Source organism: Bacteroidota bacterium (assembly GCA_016721765.1).
Lineage (GTDB): Bacteria > Bacteroidota > Bacteroidia > UBA4408 > UBA4408 > UBA4408.
In genome coordinates this window covers 211,025-231,062 of the sequence record JADKHO010000004.1, presented here as the reverse complement: position 1 = coordinate 231,062, position 20,038 = coordinate 211,025, and the positions used below count along the sequence as shown (strand labels likewise).

The 20,038-nt window shown below is 38.2% G+C and carries 19 protein-coding genes; 4 read left to right on the top strand and 15 right to left on the bottom strand.

What is annotated here, in order from left to right; translation table 11 throughout:
• Positions 1-66 precede the first annotated feature (66 nt).
• The 6 genes from IPP32_15045 to IPP32_15020 form a co-directional block, all read right to left on the bottom strand.
• Complete coding sequence (locus IPP32_15045) at positions 67-2,118, bottom strand: BatA and WFA domain-containing protein (protein MBL0049401.1); 2,052 nt, start codon at positions 2,116-2,118, stop codon at positions 67-69.
• A 205-nt stretch (positions 2,119-2,323) separates the two neighbouring features.
• Positions 2,324-2,737: an OsmC family protein gene (locus IPP32_15040; protein ID MBL0049400.1), complete on the bottom strand. Its 414-nt coding sequence runs from the start codon at positions 2,735-2,737 to the stop codon at positions 2,324-2,326.
• 275 nt (positions 2,738-3,012) lie between these two features.
• Positions 3,013-4,590, bottom strand: coding sequence for a peptide chain release factor 3 (locus IPP32_15035; protein MBL0049399.1), 1,578 nt, complete (start codon positions 4,588-4,590; stop codon positions 3,013-3,015).
• A 166-nt stretch (positions 4,591-4,756) separates the two neighbouring features.
• On the bottom strand, positions 4,757-5,374 hold the full coding sequence (locus tag IPP32_15030; protein ID MBL0049398.1) for a hypothetical protein: 618 nt from the start codon (positions 5,372-5,374) through the stop codon (positions 4,757-4,759).
• Between the two features lie 272 nt (positions 5,375-5,646).
• Positions 5,647-6,132 (bottom strand): histidine phosphatase family protein, encoded by a 486-nt coding sequence (locus tag IPP32_15025; GenBank protein MBL0049397.1) that lies wholly within the window; start codon positions 6,130-6,132, stop codon positions 5,647-5,649.
• 30 nt (positions 6,133-6,162) lie between these two features.
• A complete protein-coding gene (locus IPP32_15020; protein MBL0049396.1) occupies positions 6,163-7,794 on the bottom strand; it encodes an aryl-sulfate sulfotransferase in 1,632 nt (543 codons plus the stop codon).
• A 79-nt stretch (positions 7,795-7,873) separates the two neighbouring features.
• Here IPP32_15020 and IPP32_15015 point away from each other — a divergent pair, with 79 nt between their 5' ends.
• The 3 genes from IPP32_15015 to nusB all read left to right on the top strand — a co-directional run bounded on the left by IPP32_15015 (position 7,874) and on the right by nusB (position 10,943).
• Positions 7,874-8,704 (top strand): MBL fold metallo-hydrolase, encoded by an 831-nt coding sequence (locus IPP32_15015; protein ID MBL0049395.1) that lies wholly within the window; start codon positions 7,874-7,876, stop codon positions 8,702-8,704.
• A 195-nt stretch (positions 8,705-8,899) separates the two neighbouring features.
• Entirely contained in the window at positions 8,900-9,955 is a 1,056-nt protein-coding gene (locus IPP32_15010; GenBank protein MBL0049394.1) for a Glu/Leu/Phe/Val dehydrogenase, read from the top strand.
• 73 nt (positions 9,956-10,028) lie between these two features.
• Complete coding sequence (gene nusB, locus IPP32_15005) at positions 10,029-10,943, top strand: transcription antitermination factor NusB (GenBank protein ID MBL0049393.1); 915 nt, start codon at positions 10,029-10,031, stop codon at positions 10,941-10,943.
• Between the two features lie 17 nt (positions 10,944-10,960).
• On the opposite strand, the gene IPP32_15000 is transcribed toward nusB, so the two are convergent.
• A complete protein-coding gene (locus IPP32_15000; protein MBL0049392.1) occupies positions 10,961-11,179 on the bottom strand; it encodes a hypothetical protein in 219 nt (72 codons plus the stop codon).
• Positions 11,180-11,400: 221 nt separating this feature from the next.
• On the opposite strand from IPP32_15000, the gene IPP32_14995 reads away from it, so the two are divergent.
• Complete coding sequence (locus IPP32_14995; protein ID MBL0049391.1) at positions 11,401-11,835, top strand: hypothetical protein; 435 nt, start codon at positions 11,401-11,403, stop codon at positions 11,833-11,835.
• Positions 11,836-11,876: 41 nt separating this feature from the next.
• Here IPP32_14995 and IPP32_14990 read toward each other — a convergent pair whose 3' ends face one another.
• The 8 genes from IPP32_14990 to IPP32_14955 are packed head-to-tail and all read right to left on the bottom strand — an operon-like array spanning position 11,877 to position 19,771.
• Positions 11,877-12,797 carry a glycosyltransferase gene (locus IPP32_14990; protein ID MBL0049390.1) on the bottom strand — a complete coding sequence of 307 codons (921 nt, stop codon included), beginning with the start codon at positions 12,795-12,797 and terminating at the stop codon, positions 11,877-11,879.
• Complete coding sequence (locus IPP32_14985) at positions 12,794-13,672, bottom strand: glycosyltransferase family 2 protein (GenBank protein ID MBL0049389.1); 879 nt, start codon at positions 13,670-13,672, stop codon at positions 12,794-12,796. Before IPP32_14985 ends, IPP32_14990 begins: the two co-directional genes overlap by 4 nt.
• Positions 13,673-13,682: 10 nt before the next feature.
• On the bottom strand, positions 13,683-14,480 hold the full coding sequence (locus tag IPP32_14980) for a class I SAM-dependent methyltransferase (protein ID MBL0049388.1): 798 nt from the start codon (positions 14,478-14,480) through the stop codon (positions 13,683-13,685).
• A gap of 2 nt (positions 14,481-14,482) precedes the next feature.
• Positions 14,483-15,454 carry a class I SAM-dependent methyltransferase gene (locus IPP32_14975; GenBank protein ID MBL0049387.1) on the bottom strand — a complete coding sequence of 324 codons (972 nt, stop codon included), beginning with the start codon at positions 15,452-15,454 and terminating at the stop codon, positions 14,483-14,485.
• Positions 15,455-15,459: 5 nt separating this feature from the next.
• Positions 15,460-17,307 carry a CDP-glycerol glycerophosphotransferase family protein gene (locus tag IPP32_14970; GenBank protein MBL0049386.1) on the bottom strand — a complete coding sequence of 616 codons (1,848 nt, stop codon included), beginning with the start codon at positions 17,305-17,307 and terminating at the stop codon, positions 15,460-15,462.
• 51 nt (positions 17,308-17,358) lie between these two features.
• Entirely contained in the window at positions 17,359-18,396 is a 1,038-nt protein-coding gene (gene pseI, locus IPP32_14965) for a pseudaminic acid synthase (protein MBL0049385.1), read from the bottom strand.
• Positions 18,397-18,405: 9 nt separating this feature from the next.
• Entirely contained in the window at positions 18,406-19,116 is a 711-nt protein-coding gene (locus IPP32_14960; GenBank protein MBL0049384.1) for a PIG-L family deacetylase, read from the bottom strand.
• Positions 19,094-19,771: a methionyl-tRNA formyltransferase gene (locus IPP32_14955; GenBank protein MBL0049383.1), complete on the bottom strand. Its 678-nt coding sequence runs from the start codon at positions 19,769-19,771 to the stop codon at positions 19,094-19,096. Before IPP32_14955 ends, IPP32_14960 begins: the two co-directional genes overlap by 23 nt.
• Between the last annotated feature and the right edge of the window lie 267 nt (positions 19,772-20,038).

Here is a 20,038-nt window from a genome sequence, read left to right as displayed (position 1 = left end):
AAAATAAAAAAATGCATTGCGTTTGAAACGGAGAAACTAACACAAAGAACGAATTTTTGTTTTTTGTTATTTCCAAAATCGAATTAAAGCACCTTCCACAGCTAAAAAAAGTAAGGCAAGCACAATGCACCATTTCCAATAGCGCTTCCCTTGGTTCATTTCACGCAATGAATTGCTAAACGCTTTCACCGTCCCCGAAAGTAACGAAAAATTTGAAAATTCAGCTTTCGAAAGTTGGGTTTCTAATTCTTCTGTACTTAAGCATTCGAGATTGGATTCCTTTCGATCGTAATTAAATCCAAGTCCCATTACCGAATCTTTGCCGGCTAGTACCAAATAATTATCGGCCACAGCCACTTGATTGTGCAAAAGGATAGAAGTCCCATTTTGTGTGGTTTTATGCTCCGGAATTATATCAAAATTTGCACTTGTACTTTTTAGATGATATACTTCTTCTGTGCCTAAAACTGCAGCAGGAAGCTCAACCGATTCATCTTTGCCAAGGGTGTAAAATAATTGCGAGGGAACTACACTATACAATGCAATATTATAAAGTGTAGGCACAAACATGGCATGCTTGGTAAGATTACTAAACCGAGCATCCAGTGGCACCGAACACACATATACCTGACCTTTTACAACTTTGTTTTTACCAATAAAAACGTCCCCATTTTGCATTTTAAGCAAGTATTCTAGATTGGAATGTGAAGCTTTATTTAGAACATAATGTTGGTGCACAATTGGCAAATCGATGTTAGCTGTGGGCTTCCTTTTTTTATCAAAAACACCGGCGTAGAGAGGATGTGCAAAATTAATTTTATCAACACGTGTTCTTGCTGTATCGAGTCCCGTAAAATAGTTAGCAGGTAGGGGCGAAAGAAAATTTTGGTAAGAAACCAAATCCATTTCAATTGCAGGAAACACCAATAAACTTCCGCCTTTGCTCACAAATTTATTAAGCTCTTGACTTAAACCGCTAGAAACAGTTGTGAGCTCATTCAATACAATGAGTTCATTTTTTTGAAGTGAAGAATAATCAATGTTTTTTTCGAAAGCATTGCTTAGGGTAAAAACAGAATCATTTTTAAAAAGTGTTGAAATTGAATTGTTTTCAGTTAATCCATTAATGGCTAAAACATGAATTTTTGGAGCAACCTCAAAAGAAAAATAATAGCTATCGTCAAAGGTTACCGGGAAATCCGTAAGTTGTACTTGTGCATTTTGAATCCCGATTTCCTTGCAGGTGAAGGTTAATTTAACTTCAGCACTTGTATTGGCGTCGAGCGAAAAGCTGGCTAAGGCCTTTTGTTTTTTATTTAAAAAGAGTTTTATGGGAGCATTTTCTACTGCTACATCTGAAACATTAGTAACCCGCACAGTTAATACCTCAGGTTTATTGAGCTGTCGCGAAGGAGTTTCAAACCAACAGGAATCGATAAACAGGTTGTTGCGACTATTGCTCTGAATGGGAATTAGCCGCACTTTTAAAGCCGTGTCAGGAGTTACATTGCTCAAGCTAAAATTCGATTTCTGGAAATCTGAAATGACATAGGCACACTTGCTTTTTGTAGGGCTGGCTGCCAATAAATCCGCCTGACGCGATAGCACCTCGCTCACTGATTTTACACGTGCCGAGCTTTTTATTTCCTGAAGTGATTCTAAAAACTCCTCTTTGGTTAAAAGTCGTTGGTGTTTAGCCTCAAAGTCATTCGTTAGCAGTTGAAAGCGATCACTTGGTTTATATGCCGCTAAAATCTCAACCGCAGTTTTTTTGGCTTGCTCCAGCAAACTACCCGCCTTGCCTTGCGCATCCATGCTGAAGGAATTATCAATAAAGATACTTACAGCTTCTTCATTGCTGAGTTGTGTAGTTTTGGTTTGAGGGATAAAAGGTTGCGCAAAGGCAAATACTAAAAATGCCAAGGCCAACATTCGCGCAAGCAACACCAATAGATGTTTAAGTTGTGATTTCGACTGGGTTTCTTGCTTAATTTCACGTAAAAATTTTACGTTGGTAAAATAAATACGCTTGAATTTGCGAAAATTAAAAAGATGAATGATAATAGGAATGGCCAGTGCTGAAAGGGCAAACAGAAATCCCGGATAAATAAACTGCATAAGGGCTTCAAAGGTAAAAAAATTATTGGCTGTGGAAATGCTGTTTTAGTGGCTTTTGATTTGGATTTAAGAGTTTTTGGGAATTCAAAATATGTTGATTTTTAAAATCTGCTAGCGTCCAAGTACAAATTCTTTCGCACAAAAAAACAGCCAATGCATTGCATTAAATAGCAATACATTGGCTGAAAGATAGAGGAGTATTGAACTAGGAATTCAATAACGATTGCACCGTAATCTCTGCATTTAAAAGTTTAGAAACAGGGCAATTTACCTTTGCTTCCGCAACACATTCGCTAAATTTTTCAACTGTAATCCCGGGTATAGTAGCGGTTACTTCCAGGTGAATTTTATCAATCGTTCCATTCTCCAAATTCACAGTTGCCTTGGTATCGATGTTATCGGGAGTGAAGCCGGCAGCGCCTAAAACAAAGCTTAGCTTCATACTGAAACAACCTGCATGGGCTGCTCCAATTAACTCTTCGGGATTGGTTCCAATACCTTCTTCAAAACGGCTTCCAAATGAATATTGATTACTTTTTAACACACCACTTTGTGTGGATACTGTTCCTTTTCCTTCTTTACCGGAACCTTTCCAGTTGGCTGTTGCTGTTCTTTTCATAGTTTTTATTTTAAGAGATGATTTTAGAAATATTATTTACAATAAGCTGCGAATTTACAAAATGGCATGAACTCTTTACGAATCATTAATGGTTACGGATAACGAATCAATACGAATTTACGAAATGCTAAAGTTAACTAATCATTGCAGGTTACGAATAACGAATCCTTACTAATTCACTAAATTTAACGGTTAAGTATTGCTAAGCCTTGGGATTAAATTAAAGCTTTGTACTTTGTACTCGCGTCTCACTACTCACTACTCACATCTAAAATCTAATACTCAGAAGTAAAATGAAACTCAATATCCGGATTTTTCTCTTGAGCCATCTGTAAAGCCCAGGCACTTTCGGCTAAGAATACAAAATTGTCTTCCTTATCCTTGGCCATGTGCTGAAATTTATCGTCCACAAAAGCTTGAAGTTTTTTCTTGTCTTTACAAGTTACCCAACATGCCTTATGCAAGTTCATCGATTCAAAATTACAAGAGGCACTGTATTCACTGTTTAGTCGGTACTGAATTACCTCAAACTGAAGTGCTCCAACCGTACCTAATATCTTTGCAGCATTGCTCATTTTTGTAAACAACTGTGCAACTCCTTCGTCTGTTAATTGCTCAAGCCCTTTTGCTAACTGTTTGGATTTCATTGGGTCGGCATTAATTACATAACGAAACAGTTCAGGTGAAAAGCTGGGTATTCCTTTAAAGTTTAGTTTCTCGCCCTGTGTCAATGTGTCACCAATTTTAAAATTTCCGGTGTCGTATAAGCCCACAATATCTCCCGGGTAAGCAGCCTCGATTATTGTTTTTTCTTGGGCCATAAATGCTGTAGGGTTGCTAAATTTTAACTGCTTGGCTAACCTCGAATGGTAGTAATTGGTATTTCGTTCAAATTTTCCGCTGCACACGCGCACAAAAGCTAATCTATCTCTATGCCGGGCATCCATATTCGCATGTATTTTAAACACAAATCCGGTAAATTTATTTTCTTCCGGTTTAATCACTCGCACATCGGTTTCACGCGAAAGCGGAGTGGGGGCTATTTGTATAAAACAATCGAGTAACTCCCTGATTCCAAAGTTATTGACTGCACTTCCAAAAAATACCGGCGAAATTTTACCATCCAAATAATCTTGTTTGTGAAATTCGGGATACACACTCAGTAAATCCACATCTTCGCGCAATTTAGAGGAATAGCGTTCACCAATCATTTCATCAATTTTGGGGTCGTTTATGTCTTTTATTTCGAAAGTGTCTTTTTCTAATTTAGCCCCGCTTGGCGCGAAGAGTAATAGGCTTTTCTCGAAAAGAGAATATACTCCTTTAAAGGTTTTACCCATGCTGATAGGCCAACTGAGTGGGCAAACATTTATTTTTAATTTACTCTCGATTTCATCCAATAAATCAAAAGGATCGCGGCCTTCACGGTCGAGCTTATTGATGAACACAATCACCGGAGTGTTGCGCATACGGCATACTTCCAATAATTTTTCGGTTTGACTTTCTACTCCTTTCACGCAATCAATCACCATGATAACACTGTCTACAGCAGTAAGGGTTCGGTAAGTATCTTCACAAAAATCCTGGTGACCGGGAGTATCCAAAAGGTTAATTTTAACGCCTTTATAATCAAATCCCATTACGGAAGTAGCTACGGAGATTCCGCGTTGTCGCTCAATTTCCATAAAATCGGAAGTGGCTGCTTTGCTGTTTTTATTGGATTTAACAGCACCTGCCGTTTGAATGGCACCACCAAAAAGCAAAAGCTTTTCTGTTAAAGTTGTTTTACCCGCATCGGGGTGACTAATAATTCCAAAGGTTCTACGTCTTTCTATTTCTTCCTTAGCCGACATCACATTATTTTTTTGAGGGCGCAAAGATAATTAAATACCACTAGGGTAATTTTTTGCATTTAAACTTATAATAATTGAAAATTGCTATCGTTTTTTACCGCAGTGTTCGCGGAGAAGGTGCAAAGGACGCAGAGGGCTGAGAAATTAATATAGCTAATCGATTAGCTTAAAGTAAATTCAAATCACTAAGCCGAATCCAGCCTTTACTTATTTTTTTATCCCCATAATAAGTGCCATAGCCCCAATCGCCTTCGATGCGTTGAATACAAACAACATCATTTTTTACCAGGTAAGCTTTTGTTTTTTTATTATCGGATGCGGCAGAATAAAAATAAGTTTTAGGAGTTTCCACATAACGGATTTGAATCCAATCCTGCTTTTTTTCTAATTCAAAGATTATCGGCGCATCGGCAAAATGCTGCACATTCCAGCAACCACCATGTTCTTCTTGTAATTTGATAGACAGTAAGTTGTAGCTATTTATTTTAAGTGTTCCTTTAATTAGATCGCTTATTTTTTCGCCAGGATAATAGGTGTTTATTTCAAGGCTATCCCCTGCAAGGATGGACTCAAAATAAAAGTTACATGCAAAGCGCGGGGTTTTGGTTAATTCGTCCCAACCCGAATAATTTTCATAGTAACCGCTAAGTTTGTTTTGCACTGAATCGAATCCTAACTTCAATCCATTGCCATATTCGCCCGAAACTAATTTTTGTGAATAAGCGGTAAATTCACAAAACCCAAACAAAATCAAAATACTGATTCGTCCAAATCCACCTTCCATAAAACTATCCTATAAAAATCATAATCATCATAACAAATCAGCGTTCAATAAGCTAATTTTCGGTTAAAATCAGATTCTTTTAAACACATAGAAGCATAGCTAACATAGGTTCACATAGAGGTGATTATCACAAAATCTATCCAATAAGCTAATCAACAGAAAAGCGTTCCATTCCACCCCCTACCCCCGCCAGCGGGGGATACAAAATGCAACAAATTAGCTAATCTGCTAATCTGCTAATAAGCTAATCAGCTAATCAACTCATCAGCTAATCAATGCGGGTGAATAAAAAACTCCTGCTTCCCGCAAAGGGCTTTCACATGCGACCAATGCTTGGTTTGCAGATCAATATAAACCGCACCCGAAGTAGGAATATGTAAAATTGGAGGCATACACAACAAGTTGGCTAGCAATGTCATTCCCGGGTTATGCCCAACTAAAAACACTGTTTTGTAATCATCAGAAATACCTTGAATCACTTTTAGTAGAGTACTTACAGAAGCATTATAGATTAAAGAGTTTTGTTCAATTTTGTGCTCCGGATAATGCAACTTTTCCGAAAATAGGTGTGCTGTACTAATAGCACGCATAGCCGGACTACTTAAGATTAAATCGGGCGAAATTTTTTTGTCTTTTAGCAAATGAGCAATTTGGGGTACGTCTTCATAGGCCCTTTTTGCAAGCTTTCGGTCAAAATCGAGTTGACCTTGTTGCTGCACTTCTGTTTTTGCATGACGAATTATACAAAGCTTTTTCATTTAGATCGAAACATTTACGCTGTTGCAGTTTTACAATTTAATCCATTTTTTACTGAATTCCTTGTAACGGATACAATATACACCCGGTTTGTAGGTTGATACATCTAAACTTAGCTCATTTGCAACATCGGTATGTGTTGCAGCCACGCAATCGCCATTCGAATTATAAATAAAAACCTTGTCGGCCAAGGCATGCGTGTTGGTGAACTGAAGCGTGAGTTTATCTTGCACAGGATTAGGTATCAATTCGAATGGATGGATAGGTTCCACATTTGCAATTCCGGTTAGCGTGCCGCAAGGATTCACCAGATTACTAACAGTAACTGCTTCAGAACTGATAAAGCCACCCACTCCTTTTGGCACAAAAACCCAATATTTACCGGTATCAGTTACTTGAATTTGTTGGGTAGTTGCACCGGTATTCCAGATATAAGAGGCATGCCCGCTACCGGCATCTAAATAATAATTGGCACCGTTTTGCGCACAAGTAATAACCGGACGATTTAAATTCCATGGAAGCGAAGGGTAAGCATAGGAGCGGTATGCCGCCAGAGAATCGTCGAATCGAAGCTCAAAAACTTTTGCACCCGAAGGTTTCACCAAATTAAATACAACATCGCCATCTACTACATTGCCATAATTAACTAACGTGTTACCATTGACCAAACGTTGCGCATTTCCCATTGCTGTACTATTGGTTAAAGGGTTATTCACATAACTCCATACCAATGTAGCTGTTAAATTTTGTTCATCTATTTGATACTCTTTTGCTGCAGCCGGATGCATTGGAACTCCATTTTTACCATTATCGAAAAGACTAATGTTCCCATTTGCTAAGCGTCGAATATCGTGTTGTCCGGCAAATTTGAGCGAATCATTAATAAAGGTAAATTGATTGGCATTGCCACCCAATCGCCACATCACCGCGCCGGTGTTACGGTTGATTTTTGTGATTTCATTAAAATGACGGGAAGAGAGAAGTAAATTGCCATCGGTATCCAATTCCACGGCATTGCAATGTGTCCAATCCACATTGGCCGGACCAAACAAACGGGCCACATCCACATCAGCAAAGGAAAAATGATCTTTGGCATGCCACTCAAATACTACTTGTTTAGTTGCATCCTGCTCTTGAATAACTCCGGCTTTAACGTTTGCAGTAGTACTTCCCGGGCTTCCATTCCCACTAAATAAATTGTACCCGCTTAAATCCATGGTTACATTTTCCATTCCCAACAGCAAATAATGGCCGTTCGGTAAAATCTGCAAATCATGACCATCGTGCTGTATCCCATTTTTACAACGCACCGAATCGCGTTTCATGAAGGTACTGTCAAGGAGGTAAAATTTACTTGCGTTACTATATGAAATCATTCCATTGTCTTGTATTTTATAATCCGATGAAAAAACAGAATTGTAAAATACCACATTCCCTTGTCCATCTAAAATAAATTGAGTTTGTGGATAAGTTGGGCTCCCAAATTTATTGACCGATGTAAAATAATAACCACTTGAAGTGCTATCAAAAACCTGAGCAGTAAAGCTCGGATAATTTTGCGCTTTTATAATTTGATTACATAGTAGTAATACTCCTGTAAGCAGCAATTGGCAAGCCTTTAAGGTCATAATGTTAGCATTTTTGGGGCAGCGTTTATTTCTCATATTTAATTAAACGTAAGTATAAATTAACAAACGAATATATTAAAAAATATCAGCTTAATATTTCTTTTCTTTGCAAAATATGTCGCTTTTTATAAGTTCACTTAATTCGGGAAGTAATGGCAATTGCTACTATGTAGGCAATCACGAGGAGGCAGTTTTAATTGATGTAGGATTAAATTGTAAAGAAACGGAACTTCGCTTGAATCGCTTGGGGTTGCAGCTAGATCGTATAAAGGCCATTTTTATTTCGCACGAGCACACGGATCACATAAAAGGTGTTGAAGTGTTATCGAAAAAGCATGATATACCTGTTTATATTAGTAACCGTACTTTAGGAAATTCCAACTTAAAAATAAAGGAACATTTGATTCAGGATTTTGAAGAAGATGTGCCTATTTCTATTGGAAACTTAAGCATACATCCATTCAGCAAACACCACGATGCAGCCGATCCATATAGCTTTACCATAACACATAAAGGAACACGAGTGGCGGTAATTACAGATATTGGGCATGCCTGCAAAAATGTGATTAGCCATTTTTCGAGCTGTAATGCTGCATTTTTGGAAGCTAATTATGATGAGCAAATGCTCGAGAGCGGACATTATCCGCTTCATTTAAAAAAGCGAATTGCGGGAAAAGCCGGCCACTTATCGAATGCACAAGCATTAGAATTATTTATTAAACATCGCCCGGCAAATATTAGTCATTTATTGCTTTCTCACTTATCACAAGAAAACAATGAAATAGAATTGGTTCGAAATTTATTTATAAAGCATGCCGGTTCTACGCAAGTAGAAATCGCTTCTCGGTTCCAAGAATCAGAGGTGTTTGAAATAGTAGCCAAGGGCGCAATCCAAAAAAATATAAAAATAAAGGGCATGCAAACGATGCAGTTAAGTCTCTTTTAAGCTTAACTAAATTACATTATCGAGGAAACATTTGTGGCATTAAAAAATAAACCTACTTTTGTGCCGTCTTAATAAAAAAAACAGAATAAAGCAGGGCATTTTCTCCATACAAATCAGAGAAATAAAATCTAACCAAAACACCCTTCAGTCATGGCTTTAACAAACCCTATAGTTGAAACAAATACCGAAAAAAAAATGGTTCTATCACAAATGTCAATTCACAATCATGAGCAAGTAGTTTTTTGCAATGATAATGCTACCGGATTAAAGGCAATTATTGCCATTCACAATACTGTACTTGGACCTGCCTTGGGCGGAACACGTATGTGGGCTTACGAAAATGAAGAGCAAGCGCTAACAGATGTGCTGCGCCTTTCACGCGGGATGACTTATAAAGCAGCTATTTCGGGTTTGGATTTGGGTGGTGGAAAGGCTGTTATTATTGGTGATTCTAAAACCATGAAAAATGAAGCGTTAATGCGCAAATTCGGCCAGTTTGTAAATAGTCTTGGCGGGAAATATATTACTGCTGAAGATGTTGGAATTGGTACCAAAGACATGGAATACGTGAAAATGGAAACCAATTATGTTACCGGTTTGCCCGAAACGATGGGTGGAGGTGGAGATCCCTCTCCGGTTACTGCTCTAGGGGTTTACATGGGGATGAAAGCCAGTGCAAAAGAAATGTGGGGAAATGATAGCCTTAGCGGTAAAAAAATTATGGTGCAAGGTGTGGGTCATGTAGGTGAAAACCTGATTCGCTTATTGAAAAAAGAAAATGCAATTGTAAGTATTACCGATATTAACTTAGAGCGATTAAAAGAATTGAGCGCGGAGACCGGCGCAACAATTGTGGATGCCGATAAAGCTTACGACGTGGATATGGACATTTATGCTCCTTGCGCTCTAGGCGGAACAGTTAACTCCGAGACCTTACCAAAATTAAAATGCTCTATCATCGCAGGAGCTGCAAACAACCAGTTGTGGGATGAAGTAGTACACGGTAACATTTGCAAAGACAGAGGCATCATCTGGGCACCTGATTTTTTAATTAATGCAGGTGGATTAATCAACGTGTATTCCGAATTGCATGGATACAACCGTGAAAAGGCCTTGGCGCAAGCAGAAAAAATATACGATGTAACCTCCGAAATTTTGAAGAAAGCAAAGGCGGAGAATATCACTACCATTGAAGCGGCTAAGATTATGGCTAAAAAGCGTATATCAGATAAAATAGCCAGCTCAAAATAATACCTTATTAGTACTACACTCACGTTCTTTTCCTTATTTAATGCTAAACAGACGACACTTACGGATTAAAGTAATGCAGGCCTTATACGCCTTTTTTCAGGCAGATAACAATGATTTGCAAAAGGCGGAGAGGCAACTGCATGCCAGCATTGATAAGGTTTACGAACTCTATATTTTTATTCTTTCCTTGGTTCCTGAACTGGCTGATTATGCGGCTAAAACATTGGAAGATGCAAAATTAAAGCGTTTGCCCACCAAAGAGGACTTGAATCCCAATACAAAGTTTGTCGAAAATAAATTAAGTGCAGCAGTTGCGGCCAATAAATCCTTTCAAACGGCAATAAATACCTATAAAATTTCTTGGGCCAACGAACAGGAGCTTATTAAAAAGATTTTTCTGGAAGTGAAGGCCAGTGAGCTTTACAGCCAATATATGAGTTTGGGTGAAAGCAATTTTATTCAAGACCGTGATTTTATGGCCAAGGTGGTGAAGATTGTTTTAGAAGACTTTGAACCACTCAACTATTTTTTTGAAGAAAAAAGCATTATTTGGACCGATGATTTTGATTTGGCTTTTTCGATGGCCATTAAAACCATACGCCAAATTCAGGAAGCAAAGCCGGAGGAGAGTTTTTTGCTGCCTTTATATAAGGATGAGAAAGACGATCGTGCATTCATGGTAGATTTGTTTCGAAAAACAGTTTTGAACAACCAAGCCTATGAAAAACTAATTGGCGAAAAAACACAAAATTGGGAAGTGGAGCGTATTGCCATGATGGACGTGCTGCTCATGAAAATGGCCATTACTGAAATTCTGAATTTTTCAAACATCCCAACCAAAGTTTCCCTAAACGAATACATCGAACTTTCAAAAAATTACAGCACTCCCAAAAGCCAGATTTTTGTGAACGGCATTTTAGATAAGCTCTTGGCTGATTTTAAGGCCAATGGAGAGTTGAAAAAGACGGGTAGAGGATTAATGGAATAATGCAGTTGGCAGGCTTTTTATTTTAGTGCCGTTTGTAGTTTCTCACTCGCTAACTTTTGAATTTCTTTCGCAATCATTTTACTTTTAAATGCCCGTTCAAAGTTACCTTCATTTAATTGCTTCTCGGCGTCTTTATTGAGGCGAGCTGCAATTTCAAAGAGGGAATTGTTTCCACTAAGTACCAACGTTTCATGTTTATCCACAAATGAAAGTGCTCTGATTTTATCTGCTTTCATGCGATGAGAATTTAAGGTTATAGGCGATTAATTTGAACATCAGAAGTTCATTCTCAAAATTCATGAATGAATCGAAAGGCATGTTATAGAATTTCAAAAAAAGTTTATATCATTTCAACTAATGCAATAAAAATGCCGATGAGTTTAGAAAAAAAATCTCTTAATAATTGGAATTGATTTTTTAATTGATGTAATTTGTTGTAATAATTTTTCATTTATGTATGAGTGAAGCGTCTCAATCAAGTGATAAAATTACCATTCTCGACAGCATTCAATTGTCGCACAGCAAAATTGAGCTACGAAGCGACGGAATTGTGGTGCTATCTACCATAAGCGATTTTATGTTTAGCCTTAAAGAAACGGTGGAAGGAATTGATGCCATTGGTAAACTCAGTGGCGGAAATTTGGTAGCTGTAATGAAAATTGCAGGCTTAGGTTCAAGTGTAGATACCGATTCCCGTCATTATATTGCCAGTGGCCGTGGCTCACGCTATTCCATTGCCGAGGCAATAGTTATACAATCCATTGCCCAAAAAATAATAGGAAATTTTTATTTGAAAGTGGAAAAGCCGATTAAACCCACAAAACTCTTTACCGATAGAAGCTCAGCTGAGCTCTGGTTGTATGAACAAATGTTTCTTTCCAGTCAAAAATAATTGACCTTTTTATTGCCTAAAAGAAGCCAATTCGAATTTTTTTATTTTCGAAAATATCCTTTAAAAATATTGATTCCCAAAAGTAAATGAATTCCTTTAAAGCTAATACCATCAAACATTTTGGTATTGGGTATTAAATTAACTGCCCTAAATATAAAGGGTTCAAGAGGCGAAAGTATGGTATATGCGAATTTTTTCAACCCTCGGGTTTTATTTTCAAACTGCGTGTATCCCATGTCAAATCCAATTCTTATGGTGTTAGCACCATGGTAGTTTCGCTTTAACCAAACACGCAAATCTAATTTATCCACTTCGTTATGAAGCACAGTTTGATTGGGTTCTATAAATATTTTGATGCCATTTTTTTTCATCCTCGAATTAAACTCAAAATCCTCAAAACCCGAATGTGGAAAAGCTTCGTTGTAGCCTTCACAGCGTAAAAAATTGGAACGGGTAATTCCTAAAAAACAACTTGCACCCGAAGGGACTTCAAACAACTCATCAAACCAAGGTTCACCTCTTCTCCAGCCTTTTAAACTTACCAATTGGTTCGCAATCATAAATCTTCCAAATGCAGTTTTTTGGCAGGCTGCAATCAATTCGGGTGGATATTCCCAATTCAGATTTAAACAATTATTGGGCTGTTGTTTTAAGAAGTTTAATGTGTACTCCAAATGCGTTGCCTCAAAAACAATATCATCATCTACAAATAGTAGGAGTGGTGTTCTTGCCAAGGATTCGCCTAAATTTCGGGCGGCAGCAACACCACTCTTGGGATTGTTTACCAAACGGATTCTACCGTCATTTTCAGGAAGTATAGGTTCTGCTGTTTTTGAATCGTTTACTACAATAATTTCGGCATTTGCTTTTTCAGCGGCAGCAAGCGCAGCAGCTATGGTTCGGTTAAATACAGCAGGCCTGTCTTTTGTTGGAATTATTATAGTGATGAGTGCTTCGTTCATTTTGTGTTAGCGTATAATACTGCAAACTGGAAGCAGGATTTATCTTTTATCGATTGTAGTAAAAATTTAAAACTACGTAGCATTCTCACTGCAAAGGCATAGCGTGCACCTTTATAAGCTGTAATGAATTGCACTTCATTGCGAATTATGGTTTCAAATTTTTTGGAGTTTGACCCAAAATCACTTTTACCTAAGTGGTGTACTACTTTTGCATCGGCACAATAGTAAGCCTTTAAGCCAATTTGCATAAATTGATAGCACCATTCCATGTCTTCGCCATACATGAAGAATCGTTCACTCAATTTTTTTTGTTCCAGCAATTCTAAATCATCGTATCGAAACATAAAGAATGTTCCCCAAACCCAATCACAATAAGTGTTTTCCTTTAAGTTTAAAAATGCATTTAAATACCGTCGTGCAATTTTATCTCGGTCAAATAATTTATACAAGCGAGTTGTTTCAAGCAGTTCGCCCATGATGGAAGGAAAACTCTGACAACAATGCTGAAGCTTTCCATCGGGGTACTGCAATTGCGCGCTCACTACACCTATATCAGGATGATCATTTAGACAGTTTTGAGCAATATTTACCGCATTGTTTTTTAATTCTGTGTCACTGTTCAATAACAATACATGCTTGCCTCCAGCAGCCTTAATTCCTATGTTATTTGCTTTTGCGAAGCCAAGATTCTCGCTGTTTTCAATGAGTTGAATAAGTGGGTGCGTGTCTAACAGTTCTTTAATATTTCGGTCGCTGCATCCATTACTTACAACAATAATTTCAAACGCGGTATTGCGTGTATGCTCGTATATCGACGAAATACACTTTTCAGTATACGCGTAAGTATTATAATTGACAAGGATAATAGAAACCATGCAGCAATTTTTACTTTTTAGTGCACACTAAAATTTGATAGCCTTTTTGACGCTTACCAAATTCGGATTCGAAATAATTTTTCGATTGCTTTTCATACGCTGAAATAGTTGAAAATTTAGAAACAGCAAGTCGTGGAATTCCCATTACGGATTTTAGTTTTGAAGCAATTCTAAATAGCAATGAAGTATTTTGCAAGGGATACAATTGTACGTAAATGGTTTTAATTGTTAAGTACTCGGCAACTTCCGCTTGAAAGCGCTCAAATCCCCATTCTTGCACATGATAAGGGTTTTTAGGAGCTGCATCTAACTCAACAGCAGAAATTGGAGTGGACACAAGAAAAATACCATCTTGGCTAAGTGAACGATTAATGTTTTGCAAATAGGTTTTTATCTGTGGTAAATGTTCGATGGTTTCAAAACTGATGATAACCTCGTACTTATTTTCTTTCACAAATGCAGTGGCATCTCCCACATTAAAATTTAAATTGCTTGCAGGGAAGCGATGTGTCGCATAACGAATGGCTTCAGGATCCAAATCAATTCCATCCACCGAAAGGGCTTTTCCTTCGGTGGCAATGTAATGCGAGCCTTTGCCACAGCCCGATGCCATGTCAAGCACTTTTTTTTGGGTAGTAAATTGCGTTGCAAATTGATAGCGTTTAATATGACTATCCTCTGTAGTTGGGTCCGAAAATCCGGGCATCCAGCGTTCCAGTTTACCATAATTCACATAGGCAGCAAAAATCCTCGATTCGAGCTGGGTACAAAAAATTTCTTCTCTTAATTGTTCTATTTCACTATTCATTACTAAGCTTTTTTTCTCAAATAATAGGCAGCTGCATCGCCCTTGTTTTCTTTGTTTATGGTATCGGTAAATTGCTTCGCATTTTCAATTTCCTCCTTCGAAAGCAATTTTTCTGCATCCTCCATGCGCGTAAAGCTATAGCCTTTTTTTATCAACTCGCTTCCAATGGCGTAATACGGAGGGGTTTCATATTCCACTTTTACAAATTCCAAGGCAGTACCTTTTATCAATTCACGAATTCCTTTTTCGGTCGTTAAAAAGAGGTGCCGAGGTGCATCAAAACAAAGCCAATGTTCTTTGTATCGATCAAACCCACCACCGCGCACCGGCACTCGTATCATGCATTCACCGCCTGGCTTTAGTATGCTTGCAATTTTTTCGATGATTTCTTTTGGACGCAACATGTGTTCAAAAGAATGGTTCATCATCACTGCATCTACCGGCTCATTCCACTCAAAAATATCTTTTTTTAAAATAACCGGAACAGCATCCAAATAAATATCCTTCTCTATAAAGGGATCAATACCTGTGATACCTTTAAAACCAACCGATTGCATATACCTTACGATATTACCATTACCACTGCCTACATCCAATAATTTACTCTTTGCATTTTTTGCCCATTGTTTGAAGGCAAACTGATAGGCTTTAAATTGAATTTCGGTTTCAGTTAAGGGAAAAACAGCAATTAACCATTTTCCAATTAGGGAAGATTTTACCTTATAAAAATTTAAATCGCGCACTTTAATTAACCAACTCTTAACTGCTCCAAAGCGCTGCAGGGCGCGACTTATAGTGAATGAATAATAATCGTTAGGATAATAACTAGCTAAATTTTCGGGAATTTTTTCAATAATGAGGGAATCGCAAGTAAGGCAACTTTTGTAGGTAAAAAAATCATCTTTCCCATACATCATTTCCTTCACAGAAAGTGTTTCGCCAAATTCAGTATTCCCACAAACGCTGCACTTCATAGCTCCTAGTATACGGTTTCGATTTGCAATGCTACTAAACTTTCGGCATCCAAACTGCCTTTATCCACTAATTTCATCGAAAAATCGATGAGTCTTCCGCAGGCATTTCCATCGGCAAGGTAAAGTAATTCACGTTTTAATGCTTTTGCGTTTTTCAGCGTTTCATTAAGTGCTTCTGGGTTTGTAAATAGTGTATTCAAAAAAGCTTCTAACTCCTCCAAACGATGGTACTCATGAATTTTGTTTTTCTTATCGGCAAATAAATAATCGGCCAACGACTCACCCGAAGTAAGCGAAATAAACGCAAAGGGCTTTTCAAAATACACCGCATCTAAAATGGCACTGGAACTCTGACAACACATAAAATCCGCGAGCAACACCGCATCCGAGAGCGACAATTGCTCATTCGTAAATACTTTTTGATTCGGATAATTATTCTTTTTAATCACCTCATCGGCAATTAAATCAACTTCAACCGGATGTTTTTTTACAATTAAATTCCAATTGTTCTTATAGCAAGTCTTGGAAAGTCCATCAATTATGCTCGCTTTTTCATCGTCAAATATTTTGTTGCCCGAACACCATGTGCTTGCAAATAAAACAGTTTTTTGACTTGCATTTATGTTATGTTCTGCAGAAAATTGGATTTTGTCAGGGTTGCGTTTAGATAAAAAATCATGTTTGCAATAGCCCAAAACAAGTTCATAGCGGGAGGGATCGTTGTTTCTTTTCCAATTCGTGGCTGTGAGCGCACTAATGCAGGCGCGGGCAGTAAAAGGGATATTTGATTTAAGAAACGGACTATCGAAGGTAAAAGAGTATTCTACAAAAACACTTGGAATGTTTTTGTGACGCGCTACATGCGCTAAAACACGGCCCATTTCGGCTTGATTGGTGTAATAACAAATGCTTGGATTTGTTTTATCGAGCATATTACTTATCCATTCATAATGCAATTCACTGCCTTTAAAATGCAGGTTTTCGTCCAAGCTTTTAAACACAGAAAATTTTTCGGTGAGCATGGAAAAGAAGCTTTCATTTTTATTCTGACGCGCATATTTTCGGAATTCCTCAAAGCGAAATACCTCAATATTGCTGCAAGCAAAAGGCTGGAAACTATAGTTAAACTTGGCTTCCATACCGGTTGCGATTTGAACAATGCTCAAGGATAAATCTGAACTGTTTTTTACCAATTCAAAAAAATGCTGAAGCAAAAGCGCATCCGAAGAAACATCATAAGTAAGCAACAAGAAATGATACTTACCTCTTTTGATGCGCGGCTTTATTTTTGATTTAAGTGAAAAAAGTGTCTCATACAGTGGATAAGCCAATTTCTTTATCCGCGCAAATCGTGGATTGTATTTTCGAATGATGCTGCTATCGTAAAAGTTTGAACTTACAGTAAAGTTTGGAAAGCGATTAGCCAGTTCAGGAACAATTATTTTTAAATCGCTACTCAGTTCCAGGTGCAGCTGATTGCTGTCAATCTCCTTTGCGAAAGCTGCCACAAATTGCTCCAGCATGAGTAAAAACATATATTTGAGCAATACATATTTTTTAAAGTAGTCGTAAAAATAAGCGTACAACTGATCCCGTTTACTGAGTCCAAGCAAATATTTATTGGGAACAAATAAATCAATCGGTAAACTCAGAAACACTTTTTCAAGCTCCTCATGCATCGCACCGGCCGCTTTAAACTCAATGGTTGTAGCTGAGGTAAAGTTAAATTGGTCGATACTTGTTTGCAAAAAACCCTGCTGCTCCTTGATATAACAATCGTGGTAATACAACTTAAAAGGAGCATCAGAAGCACGAAAATGAGGAAGGTTATCAGTTACTAAAAACAAGGACATGAACAGCAGAATTCTAGGTAGTAGGATTAATTAGTATGGCTTTGACAGGATTTAAAAAATATATTCCCAAGTTAAAGGGCTGCCTTTTTTAATGTCTTTAATTACTTTTTTATTTTTTAATTCGGCATAATATTTTGGTTCTATGCCATTGCCGGGGCGCACAATGCGAGTGTTTTGCTCTGTAATGGCTTCACCTGCTTTTATATCCTCCGAAACATAAATGGAGCGCTTGTAAAACACATTTTTTTTCTCTGCTTCCTGAATCCCAAATTGCACAGTACCTAAAGCTAAATAGGCACGCTCACATTCCACAACCAAGCTTTTTAATTCTTCGGGCTCCAGCGAAAAGGCTGAATCTACGCCACCTTCGGCACGGCTCAAACAAAAATGCTTTTCAATTACCTTCGCACCCAAAGCCACAGCAGCAACCGAAGCACCAATACCCATGGTATGATCCGATAAACCAACTGTGCAGTTAAACACCTGCTGAAACATAGGAATAGTAAGCAAATTGGTATTTTCGGGAGTAGATGGATAGGTGCTGGTACACTTTAAAAGAGTAATGTCTTTTGCGCCATTAGCCCGCAAAATCCCCACCGATTCAAGAATATCTTCTAAGCGAGCCACACCAGTCGACATAATGATTGGTTTGCCGGTTTTTGCAACTTTAATAAGCAAAGGATGGTCGGTATTCTCAAACGAAGCAATTTTATAAATGGGACAATTCAGGCTTTCCAAAAAGTCTACAGCGCTTTCATCAAAAGGAGAACTAAAGCACAGGATACCTTTTTCATGCGCACGGTCGAAAATCGCTTTGTGCCATTCCCAAGGGGTGTAGGCTTCTTTGTACAAATCGTGCAACTCTTTTCCATACCACAGCGACTTTGGATCATCAATCACATAAGCCCCTTTCAGGGTCATAGTATCGGCAGTATAGGTTTGCAATTTTAAAGCATTAACTCCGCATGCAGCTGCTGCATCCACAATTTGCAAAGCTCTTTCGAGCGATTGATTGTGGTTACCGCTCATTTCGGCAATGATAAATGGAGCGCCCGGATATTTTGTATTGGTATTGGATAAAAAATTCATGTCTTAATCTTAGGAAATAGTTCTAATAATTGTGAATGCTTCGGCAAAGTTGGCACCAATGGCTACACCCCAACGCTGTGCTTGTATACGCAAGGCTTCAGGTGAGCGGGGGTGAGGGAAAGCTCGTTTTTCGAATTCATAACTTTCCATGCCTTTAATTTTGGCCGCTACATTTTTCTCGCTTACACGGATGAAAAAATTCGGTATAAAATTTTTGGGATCACTCGATGCACGCCATTCAGTGCCGGATGGTGTTTCAAACGTAATAATGGTTTTAACTCCTTCTTCAGCCATCGGGCGGCAAGCCGTAATTACAGCTTCAAAAGTGCGTTGGTGGTCAATGTTTAAATCGCCGCCGTGGTGCGTAAAAATCACCTCCGGTTTAAAAGCTTGCTTTTCCTTTTCTATCACTTTAATAAGATCGAGCAAATCCACGCTGTCAAAGCGATTGTCGGCAAAGTCGTAAGTGCTGGTGCTACCATAGCCGATTGCTTTCTGTGCCTTGGCAATATTTTGTTTGTGTGTTTTTAACTCAGCTTGCCAATTTTTACTATCTCGTTTATCGGAGCGGGAGGTAATGCCTTCACCCAAAATCACCACATGGGTTTTAACACCATATTTGCTAATTAATAAGTTCATGCTCGCACCTAATCCCAGCAATTCATCGTCGGGATGGGCAACCACAATAAGAATTCGTTTATTTTTTAGTGATTCTAACATTGGCGTTTAGTGTATTGTCGGCATTTCTGCGCACTTGGGTAAATTCGTATTTTAATTTTTCAGTTTCCAAATAAGCAGCAGGATAACCATCTGCATCAAGCATGCGAATGTAATCGTACACTTCTTGTGTATTACTGAGCTGTTGCAAATTGCTTTCAGCGGGTGTGCGCCGTTTAAATTGCAGCACTTCACCCGTTTGTTCCTGAGGATTAATTTTATCTTGTAGTATTTTTAAAATCATATCATTCACAATCGGAACACAGCGCTCAAATATTTCGCGGGCAGTGCCTTCCAAACTTAGTGGGACTTTTAAATACACAGGTCCTGCATCAAGTTCTTTCACCACTTTTAGCGCACTAATTTTTGTTTCGGTAATTCCGCGCACAATCAAATTTTGAAGCGGCGAACCCCCTCTGCCAAAAGGTAAATCTGTCATGTGAAACACAATGCAGGCATAGTTTTCAAAAACTTCGGCAGGAATAATATGCGACCAATGCGGAAAAAAAATGAAGCTTGGATTTACTTGTTTAAGATATTCCAGCGTCAATTCTTCCTTTTTGCTAATCACTTCTATTTTTTCCAATAAGCTTTCCTTCAGGCTTTTCACAAGGCCTTCGGTATAAATGGGATTAGTGGAAGCAATTAGTATGGGCATGTTTATATTCCGTTTTTCAATCACCTTATAGCATTAAATTAGCTAAGGATTAAAGCTATTTCAGCCTCAAAAATGGCGCTGCAAATTAAGCAAATAAATAGCACATTTTTGGGATGGAATTTCGATTTTCGATGAGCCGTTTTAATCGGATAAAGTTTGCTTTAATCAACTATTTGGGCGCCTGAACCGGGCTGTCACTACTCGCTTTTTGCTTGGCGAAAAGCCGGCGCAAAAGAGCTCAAACAGGCCGTTCCATCCCTGTCGCGA